Source organism: Larkinella sp. C7 (genome assembly GCF_006149005.1).
Lineage (GTDB): Bacteria > Bacteroidota > Bacteroidia > Cytophagales > Spirosomataceae > Larkinella.
On record NZ_VBSL01000002.1, the window covers coordinates 200,778 to 225,337 of the forward strand.

At 52.1% G+C, this 24,560-nt stretch carries 21 protein-coding genes; 16 read left to right on the forward strand and 5 right to left on the reverse strand.

The window, feature by feature from the left end; all coding sequences use genetic code 11:
• Window positions 1-98 precede the first annotated feature (98 nt).
• Genes FH871_RS05920 through FH871_RS05930 form a run of 3 tightly spaced genes read left to right on the forward strand, consistent with a single transcriptional unit; the run spans window position 99 to window position 2,151 of the window.
• On the forward strand, window positions 99-647 hold the full coding sequence (locus tag FH871_RS05920; RefSeq protein ID WP_138990427.1) for a hypothetical protein: 549 nt from the start codon (window positions 99-101) through the stop codon (window positions 645-647).
• 11 nt (window positions 648-658) lie between these two features.
• Window positions 659-1,417, forward strand: a complete 759-nt coding sequence (locus tag FH871_RS05925; protein ID WP_138990428.1) for an LVIVD repeat-containing protein — start codon at window positions 659-661, stop codon at window positions 1,415-1,417.
• Window positions 1,417-2,151: a hypothetical protein gene (locus FH871_RS05930; RefSeq protein WP_138990429.1), complete on the forward strand. Its 735-nt coding sequence runs from the start codon at window positions 1,417-1,419 to the stop codon at window positions 2,149-2,151. The genes FH871_RS05925 and FH871_RS05930 overlap by 1 nt, the downstream gene beginning before the upstream one ends.
• A gap of 3 nt (window positions 2,152-2,154) precedes the next feature.
• Here FH871_RS05930 and FH871_RS05935 read toward each other — a convergent pair whose 3' ends face one another.
• Window positions 2,155-3,003: a hypothetical protein gene (locus FH871_RS05935; RefSeq protein ID WP_138990430.1), complete on the reverse strand. Its 849-nt coding sequence runs from the start codon at window positions 3,001-3,003 to the stop codon at window positions 2,155-2,157.
• A 396-nt stretch (window positions 3,004-3,399) separates the two neighbouring features.
• Here FH871_RS05935 and porQ point away from each other — a divergent pair, with 396 nt between their 5' ends.
• Both porQ and hslU read left to right on the forward strand, forming a co-directional pair.
• Window positions 3,400-4,437: a type IX secretion system protein PorQ gene (porQ, locus tag FH871_RS05940; protein ID WP_138990431.1), complete on the forward strand. Its 1,038-nt coding sequence runs from the start codon at window positions 3,400-3,402 to the stop codon at window positions 4,435-4,437.
• 139 nt (window positions 4,438-4,576) lie between these two features.
• Entirely contained in the window at window positions 4,577-5,974 is a 1,398-nt protein-coding gene (gene hslU, locus FH871_RS05945) for an ATP-dependent protease ATPase subunit HslU (RefSeq protein WP_138990432.1), read from the forward strand.
• A 102-nt stretch (window positions 5,975-6,076) separates the two neighbouring features.
• Here hslU and FH871_RS33740 read toward each other — a convergent pair whose 3' ends face one another.
• Window positions 6,077-6,385 carry a Uma2 family endonuclease gene (locus FH871_RS33740; protein ID WP_229317089.1) on the reverse strand — a complete coding sequence of 103 codons (309 nt, stop codon included), beginning with the start codon at window positions 6,383-6,385 and terminating at the stop codon, window positions 6,077-6,079.
• Window positions 6,386-6,710: 325 nt separating this feature from the next.
• Here FH871_RS33740 and FH871_RS05955 point away from each other — a divergent pair, with 325 nt between their 5' ends.
• Window positions 6,711-8,276: a hypothetical protein gene (locus FH871_RS05955; protein ID WP_138990433.1), complete on the forward strand. Its 1,566-nt coding sequence runs from the start codon at window positions 6,711-6,713 to the stop codon at window positions 8,274-8,276.
• Between the two features lie 4 nt (window positions 8,277-8,280).
• Here the strand turns inward: FH871_RS05955 and FH871_RS05960 are convergent, their stop codons facing one another.
• The gene (locus FH871_RS05960; protein ID WP_138990434.1) at window positions 8,281-9,804 is read right to left on the reverse strand and encodes a DUF5723 family protein; all 1,524 of its coding nucleotides are present in this window, start codon (window positions 9,802-9,804) and stop codon (window positions 8,281-8,283) included.
• A gap of 250 nt (window positions 9,805-10,054) precedes the next feature.
• On the opposite strand from FH871_RS05960, the gene FH871_RS05965 reads away from it, so the two are divergent.
• From FH871_RS05965 to FH871_RS05980, 4 genes are all read left to right on the forward strand, one after another.
• Window positions 10,055-11,539, forward strand: coding sequence for a circularly permuted type 2 ATP-grasp protein (locus tag FH871_RS05965; RefSeq protein WP_138990435.1), 1,485 nt, complete (start codon window positions 10,055-10,057; stop codon window positions 11,537-11,539).
• A gap of 94 nt (window positions 11,540-11,633) precedes the next feature.
• On the forward strand, window positions 11,634-12,629 hold the full coding sequence (locus FH871_RS05970; protein ID WP_138990436.1) for a glycosyltransferase family 2 protein: 996 nt from the start codon (window positions 11,634-11,636) through the stop codon (window positions 12,627-12,629).
• A gap of 202 nt (window positions 12,630-12,831) precedes the next feature.
• Window positions 12,832-15,708, forward strand: a complete 2,877-nt coding sequence (locus FH871_RS05975) for a gliding motility-associated C-terminal domain-containing protein (RefSeq protein ID WP_138990437.1) — start codon at window positions 12,832-12,834, stop codon at window positions 15,706-15,708.
• An 86-nt stretch (window positions 15,709-15,794) separates the two neighbouring features.
• On the forward strand, window positions 15,795-16,034 hold the full coding sequence (locus FH871_RS05980) for a hypothetical protein (protein ID WP_138990438.1): 240 nt from the start codon (window positions 15,795-15,797) through the stop codon (window positions 16,032-16,034).
• A gap of 35 nt (window positions 16,035-16,069) precedes the next feature.
• Here the strand turns inward: FH871_RS05980 and FH871_RS05985 are convergent, their stop codons facing one another.
• Both FH871_RS05985 and lysA read right to left on the reverse strand, forming a co-directional pair.
• Window positions 16,070-16,783: a YebC/PmpR family DNA-binding transcriptional regulator gene (locus tag FH871_RS05985; protein ID WP_138990439.1), complete on the reverse strand. Its 714-nt coding sequence runs from the start codon at window positions 16,781-16,783 to the stop codon at window positions 16,070-16,072.
• Window positions 16,784-16,861: 78 nt separating this feature from the next.
• Entirely contained in the window at window positions 16,862-18,121 is a 1,260-nt protein-coding gene (gene lysA / locus FH871_RS05990; RefSeq protein ID WP_138990440.1) for a diaminopimelate decarboxylase, read from the reverse strand.
• A 202-nt stretch (window positions 18,122-18,323) separates the two neighbouring features.
• Between lysA and FH871_RS05995 the strand changes: the two genes are divergently transcribed.
• The 6 genes from FH871_RS05995 (at window position 18,324) to FH871_RS06020 (ending at window position 24,500) form a co-directional block, all read left to right on the forward strand.
• Complete coding sequence (locus tag FH871_RS05995) at window positions 18,324-18,602, forward strand: hypothetical protein (protein WP_138990441.1); 279 nt, start codon at window positions 18,324-18,326, stop codon at window positions 18,600-18,602.
• A 167-nt stretch (window positions 18,603-18,769) separates the two neighbouring features.
• On the forward strand, window positions 18,770-19,318 hold the full coding sequence (locus FH871_RS06000) for an RNA polymerase sigma factor (RefSeq protein ID WP_138990442.1): 549 nt from the start codon (window positions 18,770-18,772) through the stop codon (window positions 19,316-19,318).
• A complete protein-coding gene (locus FH871_RS06005) occupies window positions 19,315-20,190 on the forward strand; it encodes an anti-sigma factor (RefSeq protein ID WP_138990443.1) in 876 nt (291 codons plus the stop codon). The genes FH871_RS06000 and FH871_RS06005 overlap by 4 nt, the downstream gene beginning before the upstream one ends.
• A gap of 360 nt (window positions 20,191-20,550) precedes the next feature.
• Window positions 20,551-21,105 carry a fasciclin domain-containing protein gene (locus FH871_RS06010; RefSeq protein WP_138990444.1) on the forward strand — a complete coding sequence of 185 codons (555 nt, stop codon included), beginning with the start codon at window positions 20,551-20,553 and terminating at the stop codon, window positions 21,103-21,105.
• Between the two features lie 98 nt (window positions 21,106-21,203).
• Window positions 21,204-21,692 (forward strand): peptide-methionine (R)-S-oxide reductase MsrB, encoded by a 489-nt coding sequence (gene msrB / locus FH871_RS06015; protein WP_138990445.1) that lies wholly within the window; start codon window positions 21,204-21,206, stop codon window positions 21,690-21,692.
• A gap of 234 nt (window positions 21,693-21,926) precedes the next feature.
• The gene (locus tag FH871_RS06020; RefSeq protein WP_138990446.1) at window positions 21,927-24,500 is read left to right on the forward strand and encodes a penicillin-binding protein 1A; all 2,574 of its coding nucleotides are present in this window, start codon (window positions 21,927-21,929) and stop codon (window positions 24,498-24,500) included.
• Window positions 24,501-24,560 lie beyond the last annotated feature (60 nt).

Below are 24,560 nucleotides of genomic sequence, written 5' to 3' on the forward strand. Positions count from 1 at the left end.
GGCTGAATTGAATGTATAGCGACAAAAATAATTTTTATTACGGAATCCAACGTTTTTATACGAATTTGAATCCTTGTTGCAAAAACCTGCACCTTCCCATGAAACAACTCTTCTGTCCTCTCTGCCTTCGCCCATTGCTGAGCCCGCTACTGCTGCTGGCGGTATTCGGCTGCGAGTTCAACCGCGAAATTGACTCCGAACAAACGTTTCAGGGCCTTCGCCCGGTGTATGCCACCTACGAAGAAATCCGCACGATCCAGACCCTGGCGCCCCAACCGCTGAAAAATCCCGGCAAAATTTACGTCAAAGGCGGATATTTGTTCATCAACGAACCGGGAAAAGGAATTCACGTTGTCGACAACAGCGATCCGGCGGCTCCTAAAAAGCTGTCTTTCGTTTCGGTTCCCGCCAATGTCGACATGGCCGTGAAGGAAAACGTGCTCTATGTCGATAACGCCGTTGATCTGGTTGCCCTCGACATCACCGATCCCCGGAAAGTAACGGTTTTAAAACGAATAAAAGACGCTTACCCCTATCCGTCCTATCCACAGCAACGCGGGGTGCAATTTGAATGCGCCAATCCCGAAAAAGGGGTGGTCGTTCGTTGGGAAACCGCCCAGCTCACCGATCCGAAATGCTACCGCTAAGCTCCTGCACCATGAAAAATCCTCTACTTTTTATCTTAATCGGACTGACTACACTGGCGGGTTGTTCCGAAATGGGAAGTAAAGACGGCGCTTCCGTCAATCCCAACGGCGGCAGCGGAACGGGCGGTTCCATGGCGCGATTTGCCGTTGCGGGCAATTTCCTGTACGTCGTCAATCAACATAGCTTGCAGGTATACGATGTGCAAAAAAGTGCCGATCCCAACAGTTTGAGCAAGGTATCGCTCGGTTTTGGCGTCGAAACGATTTTTCCGTACAACAACCACCTGTTTATCGGAACGCAAACCGGGATGTACATCATGAACCTGGAAAATCCGGCCAAACCGCAACAAACCGCTTTGTACCGGCATATTTTCAGTTGCGATCCGGTGGTGGCGCAGGGGAATTACGCGTATGTTACCCTCCGCAGCGGAACCGCCTGCAACACCGGCCCCAACCGCCTGGAGGTGGTGGACATCTCGAATCTGGCAAACCCCGTGCAGGTGAATGAGATTTCGATGACGAACCCGCACGGCCTGGGCATCGACGGCAATCTGCTGTTCGTTTGCGAAGGCGATGCCGGTTTGAAAGTCTTCGACGTCAGCGATCCGGTCAAGCTGAAACTCATCAAAACTTTCGAGGATATTCGTTCCTACGACGTGATCCCGAACCGCTCGGTGCTGATCGTCACCGGTAAAGACGGTATTTTTCAATACCGCTATAATGCGTCCCAACAACTGACGCTGCTCAGCAAATTACCGATTGAGAACTGATGAAATACCGTTTTCTGCCTGTTCTCGTCGGGTTGTGCTGGCTTCCGCTGAACGCGCTGGCTCAGTCGTTGCTATTGCCCGATACGCTCACACCGGTCCTGAATCACCCTCCGCGCTGGGTGGTCAAGTTTGCGCCATTGGCGTTGTTCGACCTGGACAATACGATTCAGTTCGGTGCCGAGCGGCTTTTTGGCGGACGACACACCGTTCAGGCGGAGTTTGGCTACGGCTGGCGGGGCATCAATCTGTATCCGGATCGTCGGAACGACTTCGAAAATTTTGAAGTCTGGCGCGGCCGCGCCGAATGGCGACGGTATTCCGGACGGTATCGCGGCTACCGCCGACCGCATTTCGCCACTCCACCCATCGGCCGGTATTTTGCGATCGAAACGTTTTTCAAACAACGGACGGTTCTGGAAAACACATCCGTCGGCCGGGAGTGCGTTGACGGCACCTGTGCCTATTTCGAACGCGGCACATTCCCGATGTACCGAACGGTTTGGGGCGTTCACTGCAAGTTCGGGCGTCAGTATGTGCTCACCATGCCGGGCGACAACCGTCTGCTGCTGGATTTTTTTGTCGGTTTGGGCTTCCGGGATGTCAGTCCGTATCGCTTTACGAATTCAGCCAACGACGATGTCATTACGCCCAACACGTTCAGCACCTGGAACACCCGCCAGGGCGGCCTGTTCCCGAGTGCAACGATGGGTATAAAACTAGGATATGTTTTGTAAGGTTTATTTGAGGGAATACGCTTTTACGGTATTGTGGAAAAACGTAGGAACAAACAGCGTTTTGGTTGCTGGATTATACCCAATGTCAGCCGAGTTGATTTTCTCTTTTGACGTGTCCAACTTCAGTTCGGTCGATCCATCCGCCTGAACGTGCCAAATTTTTCCACCCCACTCGGTGACGATATACTGCTTGTTTCCCAAAGCCACAATGCCATCGATACCACCCGATACTTTGGCGATCGTGCTCAGTTCCTTGGTTGTTGGATTCATGCTCAACAAAGAACCGTCACCGTTGCCGATCAGCACCTGACCATTTTCCACGAGAAGACCATTGGTGCCTTTGAGCGGAGCCCCTTCCAGAACCAGACTGGTTTTTCCCCCGGTCAAAGCCCACACTTTGCCGTTGCCCGAATCCGTGATGTAGACCACTCCCTTTTTGGCATCGACGGCAATATCATTGAGAAATTTGGCACCTTCGACGGGATAGCGGTTGAGAATTTTGCCGGTTGCCAGCGCGATTTCAACAACCTGGGTCATTTCAGTTACATACAGTTTATTCCCCAAAACGCCCATGCCTTTGGTTGAATTCAGGTTTTCGGTAAATTTCAACTGCATCACCTTTCCATCCAGGCCCACTTTGGCGATGTAGCTGCCTTTGTTTTCCAGTGACGGACCGCCATTGATGCAGGCAACGTACAATACTTTTTTGCCGGGTTCAAAGAAAACGCTCTCGGGTGTCCGCAGCGTCGTATCCGTTTCCCAGACGGGTGTCAGTTCGATTTTTTGCGCCTGAACAGACGACGCGGTACGGAATACCAGACCAATCAGTGCGATGACAACTATTTTTTTCATACGGGATAAGATTAAAATTAAAAACTGGCTGTTCAGCTTGACTTGCTATACCCGGCCAATGTAAATAATTTCTGGCAATTATTCTTAGGACGCTCGCTTTTTGCCCTGTACCCTGAAGGCCGGTGCCGGACCTGGACACAGCTTAGTCCGGATGCTAAAACCCCGTACCAACGTCCCTACCTTATTGATTTGAACCAAATAACCGCCGAAATCAATCTTTATTAGCAGATGACTTTAGCGGTGGGCTGATAAGCCAAAAATGTGAATCCGGCCATTCTTTGGTTAAACTATTGAGGCCGGGCCGCGATACGGGAACGGGACGATTTTGCTTGATCCCGTAAGAATTGTATTTTAGCAATCCGACGTTCAAGCGGTTCGTGAACTAAAGAATAGCCTTTGAAATCGCTTTTCCTGATTTTCTTCCTTCTGATTGGAGTCACTGCCGTAGCCCAGCCACCCGGCGGGCAGGCGGGTTTCGTTTTTCTAAACGTTCCGACACACGCCCGCGTGGCCGCTCTGGGCGGACTGGCAGCATCGAATACACAACCCGGTGCAGTGTTTTTTCTCCAAAACCCGGCTTTGCTCGATTCGTCGGGTCGCAACCAACTGGCGATGACTTTTGTCCCTTACTTTGCTGACACCCGGTTTATCACGCTGCACTACGGTTTGCCCATCAAAACCAAAGGCCAGTGGGCGGCCGGTTTGCAGTATTTAACCTACGGCACGTTCGACCAGACGGATTTGCTGGGCAACCCAACCGGAACCTTCACCTCCAGCGATTACGCCCTGAGCCTGACACACGCCCGCACGGAAGGCAATTTCACGCTGGGCGCAACCCTCAAAGCCGTTGGTTCGTCCATCGAAACCTATTCAGCTTTTGCGGTTTTGTTCGACGTGGGTGGAACCTGGCGTCACCCGAAAAAAGAACTCATTTTTGGGTTAGTGGCTAAAAATGCCGGTTTTCGACTCAAAACATATTTACCCGGACAATCGCCGGATTTACCGTTCGATTTACAGGCGGGCTTCACCGTCAAACCGGAGCATTTGCCCATTCGCGCAACCCTGACGGCCCACCATCTCCACCAGCTCGACATTGTTTACAACGACCCGGCCCTGAATGTGACCTATGACCTGAACGGTAATCCGGTTCCGCAGAAAACCGCCCTTCCCGAAAAAATCCTGCGGCACCTGGCCGTTGGGCTGGAGTTTCTGATTCACCGGAATGTCAACCTGCTGGCGGGCTACAATCACATGCGCCGACAGGAAGCGAAGTTGGCGACGGGTTCGGGAGCCGCCGGGTTGTCGTTTGGTGTTGCGGTTCAGGCCAAAGGGTTTCAGTTGACTTACGCCCGGGCCCTGGCAACGCCAGCGGTGGGCGGTAGTAGCCATTTGTCGTTTTCGGTAAACTTAAATCGAATAATGCCAAAAAAATGACCAAATCCCGGTACAAATTGCAGTTTCCTACGTTTCTTTGCAAGAACAGAGGGCATGGGATACCGGGCAAAGGGCAATGAACAATCGACATCCTTTACCCCGTACCCCATGCCCTCTGCATCATGCAACTACCTTACGAATGACGACACAGGAACTGAAAGATTTAACCCCCCGGCAGATTGTTGCGGAACTGGATCAATACATTATTGGTCAGCACGATGCGAAACGGTATGTTTCCATTGCCCTCCGCAACCGCTGGCGACGCATGAACAGCACGCCCGAAATGCAGCAGGAAATTACACCCAATAATATCCTGATGATTGGGGCCACGGGCGTCGGAAAGACCGAGATTGCCCGGCGGCTGGCCAAGATCGCCGATGCGCCGTTTACCAAAGTAGAAGCCTCGAAATTTACCGAAGTGGGCTACGTGGGTCGCGACGTCGAGAGCATGGTGCGCGACCTGGTCGAACAGTCGGTCAACATGGTGAAAGCTGCCAAAAAAGAGCAGGTGAAAACCCGTGCGCTGCAAATTGTCGAAGACATGATCCTCGACATTCTGATTCCGCCCATCAAACAACCGTCCGGTTTTATGCTGGACGAGCCGAATGATAAAAATGATGTTCCCGACACCGACGCCGAATTGAATGAACGGACCCGCGAACGGTTCCGCGAAAAAATCCGCAAGGGCGAGATGGACGAGCGGAAAATCGAGATCGACGTACAGCAGAATGCGGCCCCCAACATCGGCATGATTGGTGGCACGGTGGATGAACTGTCGATGATGAACATCCAGGAAATGATTGGCGGCATGATGCCCCGGCGCGGCAAAAAACGCAAGGTGACCATTGCCGAAGCCAAGAAAATCATGCTGGAAGAGGAAGCCGCCAAGCTCATCGACATGGACGAGGTGAAAGACGAAGCCATCCGCAAAGCCGAAAATACCGGGATCATTTTCATCGACGAAATCGACAAAATTGCCACCAGCCGGGGCAGCGGTTCGGGCGGGCCGGATGTGAGCCGCGAGGGCGTGCAGCGCGACATGCTGCCGATTGTGGAAGGAACAACCGTCAACACCAAATACGGCAGCATCAACACCGACCACATTCTGTTCGTGGCCGCCGGGGCGTTTCACGTTTCGAAACCGTCGGATCTGATTCCGGAGTTACAGGGGCGTTTCCCGATTCGGGTGGAGTTGCAGAGTTTGTCGGAGGATGATTTTTTCCAGATTCTGAAGGCTCCGAAAAATGCGTTGACGAAGCAATACGTCGCCATGATGGAATCGGAGCAGGTCGAGCTGACCTTTGACGAAGATTCGCTGCGCGAAATTGCCCGGATCGCGTTTCAGGTCAATTCCGAAGTCGAAAACATTGGCGCCCGCCGTCTCCAAACCGTCATGAGCCATTTGCTCAACGATTTTATGTTCGACATTCCGGACGTCATCGGCGCGGGTTCTAAAGTAGTCATTACGAAAGAAATGGTTTCTGAAAAACTAAACGAACTGGTGAAAAACCGGGATTTGAGCCAGTTTATTTTGTAAGTTTTTCGGAATCAAGTGCGTTGGTACGTAAAACCGCCATTTTCACTACTCGTGGGGATGGCGGTTTTATCGTTTACGCCGGGGTGGGTGCAAACAATTCATTCACCCGAATCGCAAAATCGGGCAATACCGGAGCGGCTGAACAGACATCACTTTCCAGACAAATGGTGACGTTTTTGCGGGTGTGTAGACGTAGACGACCTCAGATTCCGGAAAGATGTTCCAGACCACCTGCACACCTGCTTTGAAGTATTCGGCAATTTTTTCCTCAATTCGATACGCCTGGTCTGTTTCAGACAGCACCTCGACGACAAAAGCCGGGATTACATCTTCGCCTTTCCGACCCTGTTCAACTTGCGAATCCGTAAAATAAGCGATATCGGGTCGGCGCATTTGAATAGCTGTAAGCATGACATCAGGTTCAGCTATAAATGTTCCTGTCTGATGATATCCTTTTTCATAGAAAAGTCTACTAAGGATGTTATAGATAAATACTGCTTTTGCTTCAAACCCGAGAATCGGATCATTTCCCCATCTTTCCATTCATATTTGTAACCATCGACGGGTTCCCAGGTCAGGAATTCATCGAATGTCTGAGGAAATGCCGGAGCCGTAGTGTGTTGCATGGCGATTTTCATTTGAGCGAATATAATCAAAACGCCAAAAATCCGCCCGGCCTTTTTTACTTTTGTTCATACAACATCACATCCACCTTCCCACAGGCCCAGCTTCCGCGATGAAAACCGATCGATTAACGCTTGTTTCACTCGGTTATCTGTATGTCCCGGTTTGCCTGTTTCTACTCTTCTGGATTATTCCCCTGCTTGCCATTCCACTTTCGGTTCTGCTTGCACTGGGCGTCTGGCAATTTGTCCGCCAACCGGTTTCTTCAGCCGAAGCACCGGCACCTTTTTCCCGAACCGAGTGGCTGATTCTGGCATCGGGTGCCTTGTTCTGGACGTGGGTGAGCGGCATCGGAGCTTTCGTGCCGCAGTATGCCGATTACGACAAACACAATCTGCTTTTCCACGACCTCATCACCCGTCCCTGGCCGGTTTTGTACCAGAATTCGCGTCTCGACAATCCCTTCCTGTGTTATTACATCGCTTATTATTTGCCAACCGCAGCCATTGCCAAAGCGGCCCATCTGTCATTTCAATCGGCGGAATGGATTTCTTTCCTTTGGGGCTGGCTGGGCGTACTCCTGGCGTTTGGCTGGGCGGCCCGGTTGAGCAAACCGCTCAGGACCTGGATTGCCGTGGGATTGCCGTTTCTGTCCGGCGTCGAGGTGGCTTTTCGGTTAGTCTGGTCGTTGTTCATTGATTTTAACTGGGATGCTGCCCGCTGGCTCACCGCCATTTTTACCAACCAGATTCCGGGCTACACCCGCTACGAAACGCCACGACTGGCTTTCAGCAACCACAACTGGTCGCAGAGCCTCGACCCCTCCCCCCTCGTCATGCAGCTACAGGCGGTTCCGCAACATGCCCTCGGCGGCTGGATTGCTACGGGTCTGATCGTTCATTGGCAACGCCGGAACGCATCGCCCGTCGCGCTGGCTTTTGTCGTTGCGGCCACGCTGTTGTGGTCGCCATTTGTCAGCATTGGTCTGGGTGTGTGGCTGCTGTTTACGCAACGCAACGTGTTTACGATTTCGGCCTGGTGGCAACCGGTTTTTCTGGGCAATTGTCTGGCAATGTGCGCGCTGCTGGGCTGCTTTTACCAGGCTCATGAGCCGATACCGTATGCCGGTTTTCTGGTCGAAGCTTTCAATACACCAGCCGATGTGCTTTTGTACGTCTTGTTCTGGGGATTGCAACTCTGGGTGGGCGTCTTCCTCTACCGCTGGTATAACCGGCAAACGAACGAAAACACGGTTTGGGTAAAAGTGGCTTTCACAGCCGCCCTCGCCATTCAACTCCTCAGTTTGATCTATATGGGTCGCTGGAACGACTTCCAGAACCGCACGATCATCCCGGCGCAATTCGTTTACTATCTGGCCCTTGCCAACGGACTGGTGCATTGGTACCGGTCTTCAAAACACCCAACGGCCGGTTGGTTTTTTGCGGTGTGGGTCATGATCGGGCTGTATGTGCCACTGCGGGTTCTGGCCTACAAAGTCTGGTCTGTTCACGTTCCGCAGCCCATCGAACGTTCGATGGCCAATGCCACCACTAATTTCGGAGAAGCAGACATGAGCCGCATGAAGCCCCATGAAACTTTCGATGCCGATGCGGATTATGCACTTCAGTATGTCGGCAAACGGGAATCATTTTTTTACCGGTATTTGCTCCGGAAGTAACGGGTTACCGCTTTCTGCCGAAGCGTTTCCAGTAGCCGCCTTCCTGTGGGGGAAAATAACAGTCGGTCGGATTTTTGGGTCCCCGGCGAAAGAGTGGAATGGTGGCACCGGCGTAAAAATTCGCCCCGCGCGGATTGCCGATGTTCGCCAGCCCACCCAGGTGATCGGTACCGGCAAATACCGGCCCCGCCCGCAACGCCAGCCCTATCGTCGGCATCGAATAATTGTCCTGCAAGGCCACCGGCATCGACACCTCGGCCCAGCGGCTCTCCCACCGGGGAACCACGGCCACCATCGAGGGCGCAATCATGGCGACAGCGTTGGACGGCACCAGACTCTGGGTCCACAAAAGGCCGACATACAGGTTGTTTTTCACCTGATAATCAGCACTCACATTGAGGGCCGTTGGCAATCCGGAGCGATACGACGTCGTCTTTTCCATCAGCGGTAACATCAGCGTATTCACAATCCGTTCGTTGATGGCATCGGGTGATTTGGCCCCCTCGAAGGTCGTACTGGTGATGAGCTTGTTGGTTACCGAAACCGGGTACAGATTAACCATTTCCGGGTTTTTGAACCGGATGCCCCCCAGATCGACCAGTGAAGCCGAGATGCGATAGAGGTATTTGTTTTTGGTTGGGTCCCGGCGAAGTTCCCCTTTTTCCCGGTACGTATATTTGCGGAAGTTCGGGCGGTATTCGTAGGTCATGCCGAGGTCGAACCCCCAGCCACCACCCGCCGACTGTTTCCCGAATAGCCAGCCCGGCGAAAAGCCCGCGCGTTGAAAGGCCAGCTCACTGGTATAGCCATAAGTGCCGTTGAACTGGCGAATGCGCAGGGCCTGAAACCCGGAGAGACTGGGGTCCCGAACAATCTGGTGGGCACCGTCGTCGACCCGAACGTGGGCGTTGTAGAATCCGACTTCCCGTTTAATGGTCACCCCTGCTTTTAAAAACCGGTCGTCGTTGTCGAAAATAACCGCTCCGAACGTCGCGGCCAGTTCGCCATAGCCGTTGACATTGGCCATGCCGTGCTGGTTTTCATTCAGAACCCGTTGAAGTTCAACAATCTGTGTACCGTATAACATCAGCCGGGCGGTGGCCTCCGACGTGTTCCGGTAGGTGACGGCCGTTCTAACGCGCGTCGAAAGGGCAATCCCAAACCGGTCGTTCAGGGTGATGAGTGCCGACGGTCCCCGGACTTCCCCCCCAAATGATAAGCGCTTGTCGCGGCCATTTAACTGCTCTTTCAGGTAACCGGTTCGGCCCAGGCTCTTCCCGCGCTCACTCCGGTATTGGTCCGGAATTTGTCCGGTCATGTACCGCACCACCGAAAAAGGGGCCACCCAACGTACGTGATTATTGGAAGCATACATATCGACGGATGCCAGATTCAGGTAAAACCGGTATCGGGAATCGGCAGCCTCCGACGGATGCCGATAGATGGACTGGGTTCCGCCGTAATTGCTGTTGGCAATTCCCATCAGGTATTGGCTGTTGCCCGGAACCGAAATTCCCAGAATTGCCAACGTTGCGAGTAGTCGACCGTATCTCTCTCTCATTCAACTAGTAATAGACATGATTCAAATTTTTTATGCGTTGTTGAGCCTTTAAAGATACAGGATGTTTACGGAAATGAAGAGACAGTTACTGAACGGTAAATCCGGAATTGATTCACCGAAATAAATAATAAACTATTTCCTTTCAACGCCAACCATATATAATTTTGTATATTATTGCAATTTTAAGGGTTTATTCGCCAAAATCACCAGCCCACCTATGCAATTTCAATCGCAGTCACAAGGAAACCAAACACAGTCGCAAGCACAGGGAAATTCTTTCTCATTCACTGACTATCAGACGGATAATTTTTTTGATGAAATGTTTACGGCCGACGGTCAGGTTCGTTCCGGCTACGAACAGTTTAAACAGCGGGTGGAGCAGTTGAGCCGTGAAGATGTCATTTCCCGCCAACATGCTGCCGAGCGGGCGCTGATGTCGATGGGGATTACTTTCAACGTTTATTCGGAAGGCGAAGGAACCGAACGCATCATGCCCATCGACATCATTCCGCGGGTGATTCCGTCGGAAGAATGGAACCGGGTGGAACGCGGGTTGATTCAGCGCATCCAGGCGATTAACATGTTCATTCACGATGTCTACAACGATCAGCATATTCTGAACGATAACGTGGTGCCGCGCGACCTGATCGAGTCGAGTAAGTGTTTTCTCCCGGCCTGCATGGGCCTCAAACCGCCGAAAGACATTTGGTGTCACATTACCGGGACCGACCTGATTCGGGGTGAAGACGGGGAATTCATGGTACTGGAAGACAACCTCCGCTGTCCGTCGGGCGTGTCGTATATGCTTGAAAACCGCGAATTGTCGAAGCAGACGTTTCCCGAAGTGCTGGCCCGCACGGGCGTCCGGCCGGTTTCCGATTATCCAACGCGCCTGCTACAATTGCTGCAACACATTGCCGACCGGCCCGATCCCACGGTGGTGGTGCTGACGCCCGGTATTTATAATTCCGCTTATTTCGAGCATTCCTACCTGGCCCAGCAAATGGGCGTCGAACTGGTCGACTCCCGTGATCTGGTCGTTTCGGGCGGTTATGTCAAGATGCGCACCACCAAAGGCTTCCAGACGGTGGATGTGATCTACCGCCGGATCGACGACACCTTCCTGGATCCGCACGTTTTCAATCCCGAATCACTGATTGGCATACCGGGCATTTTCGAAGTGTACAAAAAAGGGCGGGTGGCGCTGGCCAATGCGCCCGGTACCGGCGTCGCCGATGACAAGGTGATCTACGCGTATGTGCCACGCATCATCAAATACTACCTGGGCGAAGAAGCCATTATCCCGAATGTGAAAACCTACATTTGCCGGGAGGAGGAAGATTGCAAATATGTCATGGAAAACATCGAGCAACTGGTGGTGAAAGAAGCCAATGAAGCCGGTGGCTATGGGATGTTGATTGGCCCAAAAGCAACGAAAGCCGACCACAAGCTGTTCCGGAAAAAGATCAAGGAAAATCCCCGCAACTACATTGCCCAGCCAACGATTTCGCTTTCCCGCGTTCCGACCATCGTCGGCGACCACACGGAAGGCCGCCACGTCGATTTCCGGCCTTACATCCTCTACGGCGACGGCATTAACGTGATTCCCGGTGGACTGACCCGCGTAGCCCTGCGCAAAGGTTCGCTGGTGGTCAACTCCTCGCAAGGCGGAGGTGGAAAGGATACGTGGGTGTTGTATTAGTCAAGAATAAAACCGTAAGAGTGATGCGTTAAGAATGTAGAGTTTATGGCTAACTCACCACTCTTAACGCATAACTCTTACCTTTGCATCCTGTATGCAAGCACCTACGACGCCCATTCTCTCCATCATCCTGGTCAATTACAAAACCCCGCACCTCATTGTCGACTGCCTTCATTCGGTTGAAAAACACACTTCCGGACTTTCTTACGAGGTTCTGGTCGTCAATAATGACCCGGACCCTTCCGGTCAGGCGGTCGTGTTGAACGCCTTCCCCAACACCCGCTGGATCGAAATGGGGTACAACGCCGGTTTCTCCCGCGCCAACAACCGGGGCATCGCCGAGTCGAAAGGCCGATTGATCCTGTTGCTCAATTCGGATACGTTGCTGATCGACAATGTGCTGAAACGCTGTGCCGACCTGCTCGACAACCGCCCGGAAGTGGCCGCCGTGGGCCCCATGCAGATTACGCGCGATGGTCAGGTGCATACCGAAGCCTACGACGGTTTTTCCCAACTGCGCCGGTACTTTTACATTGTACCCGGTTCCGGCTTTTTCAAAACACTACTCCACCGTCTGCTGCCCGACAACCATTATACCGATCCGAACGAAGTGGACTGGCTAATTGGCTCGTTCATTATGACCCGCCGGGAAACGATTCAGAAAGCCGGGATGCTGGACGACAACTTTTTCATGTATGCCGAAGACGTGGAATGGTGTTACCGGCTGGGCAAACAGGGCAAAATGCTGCTCCTCCGCGATGCGTTCTACATTCACCTCGAATACGGCAGCAGCACCGATTATCAGGAACGCAAGGTGACGCACATCAACCGATTCAAACCGCAAATGCACGTTTCCAATTTGCTCTGGGTACGGAAGCAATACGGCGTGGGGGCTTACCTGATCCTGATTCTGCACTACCTCACCCTGATCCCCGTGATTTTTGGCTGGAAAATCGGCGTTAACCTCCTCAAACTACGCGCGCCCTTTTCGGAGTTGGAAAATCAGCGGGAATTTGCCCGGCATGTGGGTATTTTCCTGCGTTTTTTCTGGAAAACCGTCTTCAACCAAAAGGGATTTTATAAAATTTAAAAGCCCCTCAATCCTCTGAAAGAGACCTGGACACCGTCACAATGGCTGGATAAAGTCCCCTTCAGGAGGTTCAGGGATAAAGCGGTCGCATCGAAACCCTTCAACTCCCAAACTTTATTGCTATAATTGTCCCCAGTGGCCGAAAACCGTATACACAACCCAAGCACTTGTACGTTCTTGTAGGTATAGAAATTAATTGGTTATGAAAACATATTTCCTCACGTTTTTGTGGGTCTTGTTGCTGGGAATCCTGGCAATCTCCGAAACGCAGGCTACGCACTTGCGGGCCGGTGAAATTACCACCCGGCGTATTTCCAGTACTTCCCTGACCTATGAGGTTACGATGACCACTTACCACGACGAAATCGGGGGACGAACGGCCAGTGACCAGCAGGACCCCTCTTACTTTTGTTTTGGAATCGGAAATGCCGTGGCCGTTCCCCGCCGGAGCCGGACGGTCATCAACCGGGCCACCACCGCCAATACCTACGTTGCGACCTTTACCTATCCGGGCCCCGGTACTTACCGCATTACCTGTACGATTACCAACCGAAACGAAAACGTCCGCAATATTCCATCTTCGATTCAAACCAGCTTTCAACTCCAGACGACCATCGTCGTCAATGCCGCTTTGGGGCTGAACAGTACGCCGGTTCTGTTGAACCCGCCACTGGATTCTGCCCGCATCGGCCAGAAATGGTGCCATAACCCGGCGGCTTTCGATGCCGACGGGGATAGCCTGGCTTACCGGCTTTACGTTCCTTCCGGAAGAATTGCCGATGAACAGGGGAACTGTACGCTTAGAAGTGTAGCCGGTTACTCCGACCCAACGGCCATAGGTGTCAACCGAATCAACGAAGCCGGAACCGGTCCGGCCACGCTGACCGTCAATGCCATTACCGGTGATGTCTGCTGGGATGCGCCCGCCGAACAGGGCCAGTACAACATCGCTTTTATTGTGGAGGAATGGCGTGATGGGGTCAAAATTGGGGAAATCATCCGCGATATGCAGATCATCGTTACCCCCTCTACCAACAGACGACCGGCCATCGTGGTACCTCCCGATCTGTGCGTCGAAGCCGGAACGCTCATCCAGCAAGCCATAACCGCCACCGATCCCGACAACAACCGTCTGGAGCTTTCGGCCTACGGTGGACCCTTCAATGTGGGTCCTGACGGAACAACCCCGATCAATATCATATCTCCCCAATACGCGACTTTCGCGCCCAAAACCGCCCAGAACTCACCGGCTTCCGGTACGTTCCGCTGGCAAACCAATTGTGCCCACGTCCGCGCCGAACCCTATGATGTCGTTTTTCGAGTGGTCGATCTACCCCGAACCGCCGGACAAACCCAGTTGGCCACCCTCGAGTCGTTCCGCATCAAGATCTATGCGCCCCAACCCCAGAACCTTACGGCCAGGCCAGCCGCCAATGCGGCCGGACGAGCCATTCTGCTCAACTGGGCCGCATACTCCTGTGCGGCTCAGTTGCCTGCCAGCACGAAGATGGCCATTTACCGCAAGATAGGCTGTGAAGACACCCCATTCGATCCGTGCAGCGACCCCGGTCAACTGGAAGCCAATGGCTATGTCCGGGTCGATACCGTAGGCATCAACCAGACTTCTTATACCGATAACAACAACAACCAGGGACTACAGCGGGGTGTGCAGTACAGCTACCGAATCATTGTCTTGCTGCCCCGCCCCAACAACGGGCAAAGCGTCATTTCTCAACAGGTTTGTGTGAATTTACCGCAGCAGGTACCGCTGATTACGCACGTCACCGTCGACAGCACATTCGATACGCGGGGTGTGATCACCGTCCGCTGGACCCGCCCTCCCGGCATCAACCCCAACGACGGTACCGGTCCGTTCCAATACCGCCTGTTCCGGGCTACCGGCCTGAACGGCACCGATTTTACCCAGATTGCCGCCATCAACACCACCCTGCAATCCACGGTTGCGGATACGGTTTATACCGATCGCGGAATCAATACCGTCGCCAACGCCTACCGGTATCGCATTGAGTTTTACTTCACCGATCCCGGTACGGGACAATTGCAACGGCTCGACGCAACCGAAAACGCCAGCTCGGTTCGACTCACGGCCACCCCCGGTGTTCGACGCGTCCAGCTTACCTGGCAGGCCAATGTGCCCTGGAGCAATGACAACAAGCAGCACCGGGTGTATCGCAGCAAAACCGGTCCCAACGGCCCGTTCAACCTGGTGGCCGTCGTTCCGGTTACCACGGCCAATACGTATGCCTACCTCGATCAGGGAGCCGATACGTTTGCGGGCGACGGCGTTCAGCCGGTCACGATGTCGGTGGACAGCAGCTATTGCTACCGGGTCGAAACCGTCGGACAGTATGCACCTCCGCTCACGACGATTCTGCTGAACAACTTCTCGCAGGGCGTTTGTGCGTCGCCGATCGACACCACCCGCCCCTGTCCGCCCCAACTGGCTGTCGATACGCTCAACTGTTCTACGCTGACACCCACCTCATTCTGCAACCAGACGACGTTTGCCAACAACCTGACCTGGCAAAATCCGACCACGGGCGATTGCGACCGCAACGTGGTGAAATACCGCATTTACTATAGTCCCTGCGAAGGCCAGGATCTCGTTCTGATCGACTCCGTCAGTGCCCCTCAACTGACGTATCGGCATCAAAATCTGACCTCATTTGCGGGCTGCTACGAAGTTCGGGCGGTGAGTCGGAGTGGTCGGGAAAGCGCGGCTTCCAACCGGGTTTGTAAGGACAATTGCCCCTATTTGATGATGCCAAATGTATTTACGCCCAACGGCGATGGCAAAAATGATATTTTTCAGCCCGCCCAATGCCCCCGGTTTATTGAGTCGGCGGAACTGACGGTGGTCAACCGCTGGGGGGTTAAAGTCTACCAAAGCAGCGACCTCTCCCTCCAATGGAACGGCAAGAACAACCAGGGGAAAGACGTACCGGGTGGCCTGTATCTGTATCAGGTAACCGTCAAATACAAACGGCTGAATTGTGCCGCACCCGCCGAAATTGTCAAAGGCTGGGTAGAGCTACTGCGCGAATCAGGGGCGAATTAAGAAATGGACAAGAGACGTTAGACAAGAGACCATAGACGCTTCCCGCTGTCCTCTCTTGTCTATCTTCTTTCATCTACACAAGATCTATGTGGTACTTCACCATTCGGAAGAACGATTTATCCAACCAGCAGTACCAATTGCTACAACAGAAAGCGGTTTTGACGGAGGTGGAGCTTTTTAATGAGCCGTATGAGAATATCTGCCTGTTCGAAGTGGAAGGCGATCACTACCGACATTTTGTGGATGCCCTGGATTTGGAAGGATTGGACTATGAAGTGGTCAGCGAGCGCCCCACCCGAACGCAATTGTTAAACAAGATGCGGTAAGTGGTTTTGAGGTCGCTTACCGCATCGCTTTTTGATTACCGCATGTTGTGGAAGACGTTCAGAACATCTTCGTCTTCTTCGATCTTCTCCAACAGTTTTTCCAGATCGGCAGATTCTTCTTCGGTCAGTTCCTTGGTATCGTTCGGAATGCGTTCGAATTCCGCTTGTTTGAGTTCATATCCCTTCTCTTCCAGGTGCTTCTGAATCGCTCCGAAAGCCGTGAATTCGCCGTAGATCACCAGCTGCCCGGCTTCTTCATCCAGTGAGATTTCGTCCGCACCAAAGTCGATCATTTCCAGTTCCAGTTCATCCAGATCGATGTCGCCGGCCGGAATGCGGAAGACGGATTTGCGGTCGAACATGAAGTCGAGCATCCCGGAAGTTCCGAGGGCACCCCCGCATTTGCTGAAGTAACTCCGCAGGTTGGCTACCGTCCGGTTGATGTTGTCCGTGGCGGTTTCCACCACGATGGCAATGCCGTGCGGGCCATAGCCTTCGTAGGTGATTTCCTTGTAATCCTCCTGTTCTTTCGAAACCGCCCGTTTGATCGCCCGATCAACGTTTTCTTTCGGCATGTTGGCCGCCCGGGCATTCTGGATAATGGCCCGCAGTCGTCCGTTCGTTGTTGGATCAGGACCACCACTTTTCACTGCGAGGGCAATGTCTTTTCCAATTTTGGTGAAGGTCTTGGCCATCATCCCCCACCGCTTGAATTTTCTGGCTTTCCGGTATTCGTATGCGCGTCCCATCGTAAAGAGTGATGAGTGAAGAGTGAAGAGTGAAGAGTTGGCTGACGCATTTAACTCTTCACTTTTCACTCTTCACTCTTAATTATTTTTAATGGTTATTTCTTCTTCAAAATCCACTTCAATCTGATTCCGCACCAGGTCTTCGAAGGTTTCGCGCCGGCGGATTAGGTGTGGTTTTCCGTCGTACACCAGCACTTCAGCGGGCCTGACCCGCGAGTTGTAGTTGGAACTCATGCTAAAACCGTAGGCTCCCGCATTTTTCAGCGCCAGCACATCGCCGGGGCGAACCTCGTTCAGCGAACGATCCCAACCCAGGGTGTCGGTTTCGCAAATATACCCCACGATGCTGTACGTCTGTTTTTCACCCGTCGGATTCGAAACATTGACAATTTCGTGGTAGGCATCGTACATCATCGGCCGGATCAGGTGATTTAATCCCGAATCGACGCCCACAAACGTCCGGTTGGGGTTCTCCTTCACCACGTTGACATTCACCAGCAGCACACCGCTTTCGCTCACTAAAAACTTGCCGGGCTCAAAACACAGTTCGATTTCCCGCCCGTACTGCTGACAGAATTTCTGAAAGGCCGCCGTCACTTTCCGCCCCAGATCCACCACATCCGTGCTGTGATCCCCTTCTTTGTAGGCCACCTTAAAACCGCTGCCAAAATCGAGAAACTGCAGATTGGGGTAGTCATTAGCCAGCTCAAAAAGCACTTCTGCTCCTTTGAGAAACGCATCGGCATTCTTGAAATCCGAGCCGGTATGAATGTGGAGACCGACCACCGGAATGGCATATTGCTCGACCAGCGCCCGAATCTGGCTCCGCTGCTCCATCGAAATGCCAAACTTGGAATCGGCGTGACCGGTCTGAATTTTGATGTTGCCGCCTTCCGCAATGTGGGGGTTGATCCGGATACCGACCGGTTTGCGGCTGCCATACTGCTGCCCCATGAATTCCAGCAAGGGCAGACTATCGACGTTCAGCCGCACGCCCAGCGCGAGTGCTTCCTGAATTTCAGCAAAGGAAACGCCACTCGGCGTATACATGATTTGTTCGGGATCGAAACCGGCCAGCAACGCCATCCGGATTTCATTCACCGAAACCACTTCCACATCGATTCCCCGGCTGCGCATCAACTTCAGAATCGACACGTTGGTCAATGCTTTGGCGGCATACTTGATTTTCAGATTGACGCCCTGAAAAGCCGACTGGAGCGTGCCTATTTTTTCAATAATTTTGTCGGCATCATACACATACAAGGGAAGGCCAAACGCTTCGGCCATCTCCAGAACGTTGATGCCCTGAATTTGATAACGGTTTTGATCGAGCTGCATACGCAGGGGTGTCTGCCAATTTTGAGGTGCAAATATAAACGATTTTATGCCATTTCTGGCAACGCTTCCCGACCCCAATCGGGCGCTGAATCTACTTTTTCCGAAAACAAGAGAATCCGAAATCCATGCGCTTAGCGGGAGCCCATCGAACAATTCGCCGGGATTCGGGTTAAATCCTTACTCAACGCTGATCTAAACGGTTATGAAAAAAATAGCTCTTTTTACTGCCGCCCTGCTCTGGATTGCCAGTCACGGACAAGCCCAGACACCTTCACCCAACACCCACGCGCCGGAGCAGGCAGCCCAGTCGTTCCCGCAGGGTGAACCGACGGCTAAACAGGATTCGCTGAAAAGCAAACTGATCAAAGGCACCCAATCGAGCCGGAATGCCCGGCGGTCGGAGGATGCCGTGACGACCAAAAGCACAACGGTTCGAAAGAAAACGACCAAAACCGTAAAAACGAAAAAACCAGTTGATTAGCCTTCGGGAAAATGCAGGCCTGGTTTCGAAAAAAAAGCTATTTCTGGATGAAGGAAATGGCTTTTTTTTTGAAATTCAGGACTAAATACGCATTCATTTGTTTGCCCGCATCATTTTATTCGTATTTTTGACACTGACCCTTTTGGTTACTGAATTACTCCATTACCTTGAAGCGTTCAAACCTCCCATTTACGGAAGACGTACTGGTCAAAAAGCTCCAGCAGCGAGAGGAACAGGCATTTCACTTGCTCTACGACCAGTATTCACCGGCTTTGTACGGCGTAATTCTGAAGGTCGTTCGTGATGAAGAAGCCGCCCGTGACGTTTTACAGGACTCTTTTGTAAAGATCTGGCGGAACATTCCCTCTTACGATTCTCAGAAAGGCCGTCTTTTTACATGGTTACTGAACATTGCCCGAAATACCGCCATCGACGCCATCCGCACCCGCCATTCAGGTCAGTCAATCCAAACCAGCACCGATATCGTAGATATTGTCGATCAGCATCAGCAAACCTATCAGCCCGCTGTGGAGACACTTGATTTACCCGACAAGGTCAATCAATTAAACCCGGATCGACGAATGGTCATTGATCTTGTCTACTTCTATGGATACACCCATGAAGAAGTAGCGGAGAAATTGAATTTGCCGCTCGGAACGGTCAAAACGCGGGTTCGGTCTGCTTTACAGGAATTGAAGAAGTTATTCGGCACATGAACACGAAAGAATACATAGAGTCCGGAATACTGGAAGAGTATGTGCTCGGCACCGTCAGCCCGCAGGAAAAGCGGGAGGTAGAGTGTCTGTCGAGCATTTACCCTGAGATCCGCCAGGAGCTCGACACGCTGTCGGCTGCGGTGGAACAGTATGCCCAGACCCTGCGCCGTGATCCGCCTACCGATATCAAAGATTGGCTTCTGAAAGAGCTGGAATTTGGCCCTCCGGAAGCCGAAACGGTTGAGGAAGTTTCCCCAACGCCCCCACTCACCAGCGAAGAAAGTACTGAAACGCCCATTCGTTCATTAAATTCCAGAGAAGACGCATTCGATTCAAGACCCACCTTTCGCGTTACCTGGCTGGTAGCCGCTTCCCTGGGTCTGGTTGTGTTGTTTTTTGCCTACTTCCTGTACTCCCAATTGCAGGGAAGCCAGCAAACGCTCAGTTCGCTCCGCAATTCGAATGAAGCCTTGACCGAAGAAGTTCGGGTGCTGCGGGCGCAACAGTTGCAGGCCGACCAAACGCTGGCCATCCTGAAAGAACCGGGTACGCGGGTAATCCGGCTGAATCCTACCGACACCACAACCGCCAACCTCGCAACCATCTACTGGAATGCCAGCACGGGCCAGGTTAATCTCGAAATTGATTCGCTGGTTCGTCCGCCCGAAACCCAGCAATACCAGCTTTGGGCCATTGTCGACGGAAAACCGGTCGATGCCGGGGTCTTCGATGTGGGCGACAACACCCGGGTGGTGCAGCAGGCTAAAAAATTCCTGAAAGCCGATGCCTTTGCCATTACGCTCGAACGCCGGGGCGGTAGCCCCACTCCCACGCTTTCCGCAATGGTGGTGGTCGGAAATGTGACCTCCTGATTTCTCCTTATCTGAAAAGAGAACCATAAATATTAAATGGTAAATGTAAAAGTGGCGGTTTTGCACAAACTTTTATATCTACCATTTATCATTTATAATTCTCTTTTTTTATCCAGGGTTATACGTTTTTTAAGGGATGTTTATACGTCGATTTGACCAAAAATATATAGAGTTATTATACTTTTATTCTTTCTTAAAAAAAGGCCTTGGAAACGTTTCCAGGGCCTTTTTTATGATTTATAGGCTTTTTTTTTCAACAATTAAAAATCCAAATAGAAGGCGATGGCGTAGGTATTGCTGAGAGTCGGGAACAACCCGATTCTTTTATTTTCCCATCTTCATTTAATTCGTATTTCAATCATGAAAGCCTTCATCAAAACAGGAATTATTGCCGCTATTCTTTGCGCATTTGTTACGGTTTCCTACGCTCAAAAACCGAAGAAAGTAGGTGGTGCCATGATGTATCCCAACAAGAACATCATTGAAAATGCCGTCAATTCAAAAGATCACACCACACTGGTTGCCGCCGTGAAAGCTGCGGGCTTGGTCGAAACTTTACAGGGAGCTGGTCCTTTCACGGTTTTTGCCCCCACCAACGACGCTTTTGGCAAATTACCAGCCGGCACGGTTGAAACGCTGGTAAAGCCTGAAAACAAAGCCACCCTGACCGGCATATTAACCTACCACGTGGTTGCGGGTCGTCTGGACGCCCAGGAAATTGCAAAGCTCATCAAAGCTGGTAATGGAACCGCCACGCTGAAAACTGTAGCCGGAGGTGATTTAACCGCCAAAATGAGTGGAAAAAATCTGGTTCTGACCGATGCCAAAGGTGGAACTGCCACTGTTGCCATTTCCGATGTTTACCAGTCGAACGGCGTGATTCACTCCATCGATACGGTTTTGATGCCGCTGTAACTGAAGGCAACTGAAAGACCTGAAAAGCCACACGCACAACTGCGCTGTGGCTTTTTTTACCTCGCAAACTATCCTCCCATTTCTTGCGTTAATCAGGTATGAACCGCAACCTTTTTCTTGGAGTTTTGTGTGGGCTGGTGCTCACCGGCTCCGTCGCATCCATTTCGTTGACACCACGTATCGACGATGCTATACCCCGCAAAGTGGTTAAAACGGAAGCGGAATGGAAGAAAATCTTAACACCCCAGCAGTTTTACGTTCTGCGCCAGCAAGGTACCGAGCGGCCTTTTACGAGTCCACTGGTCGATAACCACGAAAAAGGGGTGTTCAAATGTGCAGGCTGCAAAACGCCCCTGTTCAGTTCCGACACCAAGTTTGAATCCGGAACGGGCTGGCCGAGTTTTTATAAATCCCTGTCGAAACAGAACGTGGTCGAAAAGGTAGACCGCAGCCACGGCATGGTCCGCACAGAGGTCGAATGTGGCGTCTGTGGCGGGCATTTGGGACACGTTTTTGACGATGGACCCAAGCCAACCGGTCTGCGGTATTGCATGAACGGCGTAGCATTGGAATTTGAAAAGAAATAAGCGGGTGCTAACACCCTGGTTTTGAGCCAACCCGATGAACGGGCTGGCTTTTTTCATATTATATCGTCTAAATTTCCGTTATATTTGCTCTAAGGGACGGATTTTTCAATCCGTCTTTTTTGCCTATCGAATTAATTTTACTTTTTTGAAATCAGACGGACATCAGGCGCATCCTCTCAGTGGTGCGACGTCAACTGAACCCGTTCTTCAATTTTAACCGTCAAAATACCAGGCATGAGTAAATTCTGGGGGCAGCTTCGTACCCTTTGGCAAGGCATCACCGGCTTTTTCGGTCTCATAAGCAACGGCTTTAGACGACTGGTTTACCGCATGATGTCGGGTCTTCTCGGAAAAGAGCGTGTCGATTCAGCAGTCGGTTACTACCGGGGCGTTCGACAACGCTACCGAAATTGGATCAACGCCCGCTTCGACACCCGATCACTCGCTTTCCGCATCTTTTACCAGACCACCAAAACGCTTATTTACGGCTTTGTGCTGGTCCTGTTGTACATCCTTTCCATTGAATCCAATTTCCTCTACCTCAGTGGTGAAATGCCAAGCGTCGAGGATTTGAAAAACCCCAAGGTTTCCCAGTCTTCCGAAATTTATTCCTACGACAAAGTCATGATCGGCCGGTTTTTTACCGAAAACCGCACCCCCATCAAATATGAAGACTTATCGCCCTCCCTCATTCACGCCCTGATTGCGACTGAAGACGTACGGTTTTACGAGCATTCCGGGATCGATACCCGAAGTCTGGGTCGGGCCGTCTATGGCGTCTTAACCGGTAACAACTCCGGCGGAGGAAGTACGATAACGCAGCAGCTTGCCAAAAACCTCTTTAAAACCCGACGGCGGCAGTCGCGGGGATTGCTGTATAATGTTCCCCTGGTGAAAACGATCATTCTGAAAACCAAAGAATGGCTGATGGCCATCAAACTGGAGCGGAATTTTTCGAAAGAGCAGATCCTGACCATGTATTTCAATACTGTCGATTTTGGCAGCAATGCCTACGGGATCAAGACGGCGGCCCGGACGTATTTCAGCAAATCACCGGAGACGCTGAACGTGCAGGAATCCGCCGTTCTCGTGGGCTTGCAGAAAGCGACGACGACGTATAATCCGCTGATCAAACGTAACTTCGAGAAGTCGCGCAACCGCCGGAATGTGGTGATCCGGCAAATGGAAAAATACAAGTACCTCACCAAAGCACAAGCCGATTCACTGTGTGAATTGCCCCTCGTAACGCGCTACAGCCCTGACAATCCGTATTCCGGTCCGGCCAATTATTTCAAAAATGCGGTGGTCGAGGTCGTTAAAAAATGGGGCGAAGAAAACGGCTATGATCTGTATACCGATGGTTTACGAATTTATACCACCGTCGACTCCCGGATGCAGGCCCTGGCCGAAGAGGCTGTTGCGGAAAAAATGAAGCTGCTGCAGCGGACGTTCGACAACCACTGGTCGGGCCGAAATCCCTGGACAGATGAAGATGGCAAGGAAATCCCGGACTTTCTGGACAAAGTTGCCCAGCGGACGGAACGGTACAAGGCGCTCCAACTGAAATTTCCGAATCAGCCGGATTCCATCCAGTATTACATGAAGGAGAAAAAAGACAGCATGACGGTTTTCTCCTGGAACGGACCGAAGAAGAAGTACATGTCGCCCATGGATTCTATCGCCTACTACAAGCGGTTTTTGCAGGCCGGTCTGGTGGCGATGGACCCGCATACCGGTTTTATCCGGACCTGGGTGGGTGGTCTCGACTATAACTTTTTTCAGTTCGATCACGTCAAACAGGGAAAACGGCAACCGGGTTCGACCTTCAAACCATTCGTTTATGCCACGGTGATCGACGACTCAACGATCAATTTAGGCCCCTGCGACCGTCGGCGCGATGAACCGTTCCGGAAGGAATACATCAACGAAAAAGGGGAAGAAGATTTCTGGGCACCAAAAAACTCAGCCGGATCATTCTCTTATTCCAACATGACCCTGCGCCGGGCCATGGCCCGCTCCATCAATTCAGTGACGGCCCAGTTGACCAATGACGTCGCAACGCCCCAGCGGGTGGTGGAATACGCCCACCGGCTCGGTATTAAAAGCCGCTTGGCGGCTGTTCCGTCTGTCGGGTTGGGTTCTTCCGACGTGTCGCTGTATGAAATGGTAGCGGCTTACTGCACCTTCGCGAACAACGGCGTACACACCGAACCGTTGCTGGTGACGCGAATCGAAGACCGCAACGGCAAAATTATTGAAGAATTTGTGCCGGAAAAGAAACAGGCCATCCGGGAAGAGTCTGCTTTTCTGATGCTCCACATGCTGAAAGGTGGTTTGGAAGAATCGGGTGGTACATCACAGAATTTGTGGTCGTACGATTTATTCAAAAACCGCAACCAGGTGGGCGGAAAAACCGGCACCACCTCCAACAACTCCGACGGCTGGTTTATGGGCGTCACCCGCGACCTGGTGGTGGGGGCCTGGGTGGGTGGCGATGATCGCAGCATCCACTTCCGGTCGACCGACATGGGCGAAGGCGCCAAAACCGCCTTGCCGCTGGTGGGACGGTTTTTGGAAAAAGTCTATCAGGACAAGGAACTGAAGCTGTATCAGGGCCCTTTTGATAAACCGACGGTAAAAATAACGAAGGATTATCTGAATTGTCCCGGAGGAAACGATGATGACGAAGAGGATGAATCGGACTCCACAGGTGTTGACATTCCAGCCGATTCGCTGTTCATTGAACCGTCGGCTCCGGAGCAGGTCGATCCGCCCGATACCACCCAACGCGCCCAGCCTTTCCGCTAAAATTTCAGGTCAACTCCTTCCGGGTTGACCTTTTTTGTAGTCCAGTTCTGAAAACAACCC

Coding starts and splice junctions, on each gene's coding strand:
- FH871_RS05920 (WP_138990427.1), top strand. CDS start 99: ATGAAACAACTCTTCTGTCCTCTCTGCCTTCGCCCATTGCTGAGCCCG.
- FH871_RS05925 (WP_138990428.1), top strand. CDS start 659: ATGAAAAATCCTCTACTTTTTATCTTAATCGGACTGACTACACTGGCG.
- FH871_RS05930 (WP_138990429.1), top strand. CDS start 1,417: ATGAAATACCGTTTTCTGCCTGTTCTCGTCGGGTTGTGCTGGCTTCCG.
- FH871_RS05935 (WP_138990430.1), bottom strand. CDS start 3,003: ATGAAAAAAATAGTTGTCATCGCACTGATTGGTCTGGTATTCCGTACC.
- hslU (WP_138990432.1), top strand. CDS start 4,577: ATGACGACACAGGAACTGAAAGATTTAACCCCCCGGCAGATTGTTGCG.
- FH871_RS33740 (WP_229317089.1), bottom strand. CDS start 6,385: ATGCTTACAGCTATTCAAATGCGCCGACCCGATATCGCTTATTTTACG.
- FH871_RS05955 (WP_138990433.1), top strand. CDS start 6,711: ATGAAAACCGATCGATTAACGCTTGTTTCACTCGGTTATCTGTATGTC.
- FH871_RS05965 (WP_138990435.1), top strand. CDS start 10,055: ATGCAATTTCAATCGCAGTCACAAGGAAACCAAACACAGTCGCAAGCA.
- FH871_RS05970 (WP_138990436.1), top strand. CDS start 11,634: ATGCAAGCACCTACGACGCCCATTCTCTCCATCATCCTGGTCAATTAC.
- FH871_RS05975 (WP_138990437.1), top strand. CDS start 12,832: ATGAAAACATATTTCCTCACGTTTTTGTGGGTCTTGTTGCTGGGAATC.
- FH871_RS05980 (WP_138990438.1), top strand. CDS start 15,795: ATGTGGTACTTCACCATTCGGAAGAACGATTTATCCAACCAGCAGTAC.
- FH871_RS05985 (WP_138990439.1), bottom strand. CDS start 16,783: ATGGGACGCGCATACGAATACCGGAAAGCCAGAAAATTCAAGCGGTGG.
- lysA (WP_138990440.1), bottom strand. CDS start 18,121: ATGCAGCTCGATCAAAACCGTTATCAAATTCAGGGCATCAACGTTCTG.
- FH871_RS05995 (WP_138990441.1), top strand. CDS start 18,324: ATGAAAAAAATAGCTCTTTTTACTGCCGCCCTGCTCTGGATTGCCAGT.
- FH871_RS06005 (WP_138990443.1), top strand. CDS start 19,315: ATGAACACGAAAGAATACATAGAGTCCGGAATACTGGAAGAGTATGTG.
- FH871_RS06010 (WP_138990444.1), top strand. CDS start 20,551: ATGAAAGCCTTCATCAAAACAGGAATTATTGCCGCTATTCTTTGCGCA.
- msrB (WP_138990445.1), top strand. CDS start 21,204: ATGAACCGCAACCTTTTTCTTGGAGTTTTGTGTGGGCTGGTGCTCACC.
- FH871_RS06020 (WP_138990446.1), top strand. CDS start 21,927: ATGAGTAAATTCTGGGGGCAGCTTCGTACCCTTTGGCAAGGCATCACC.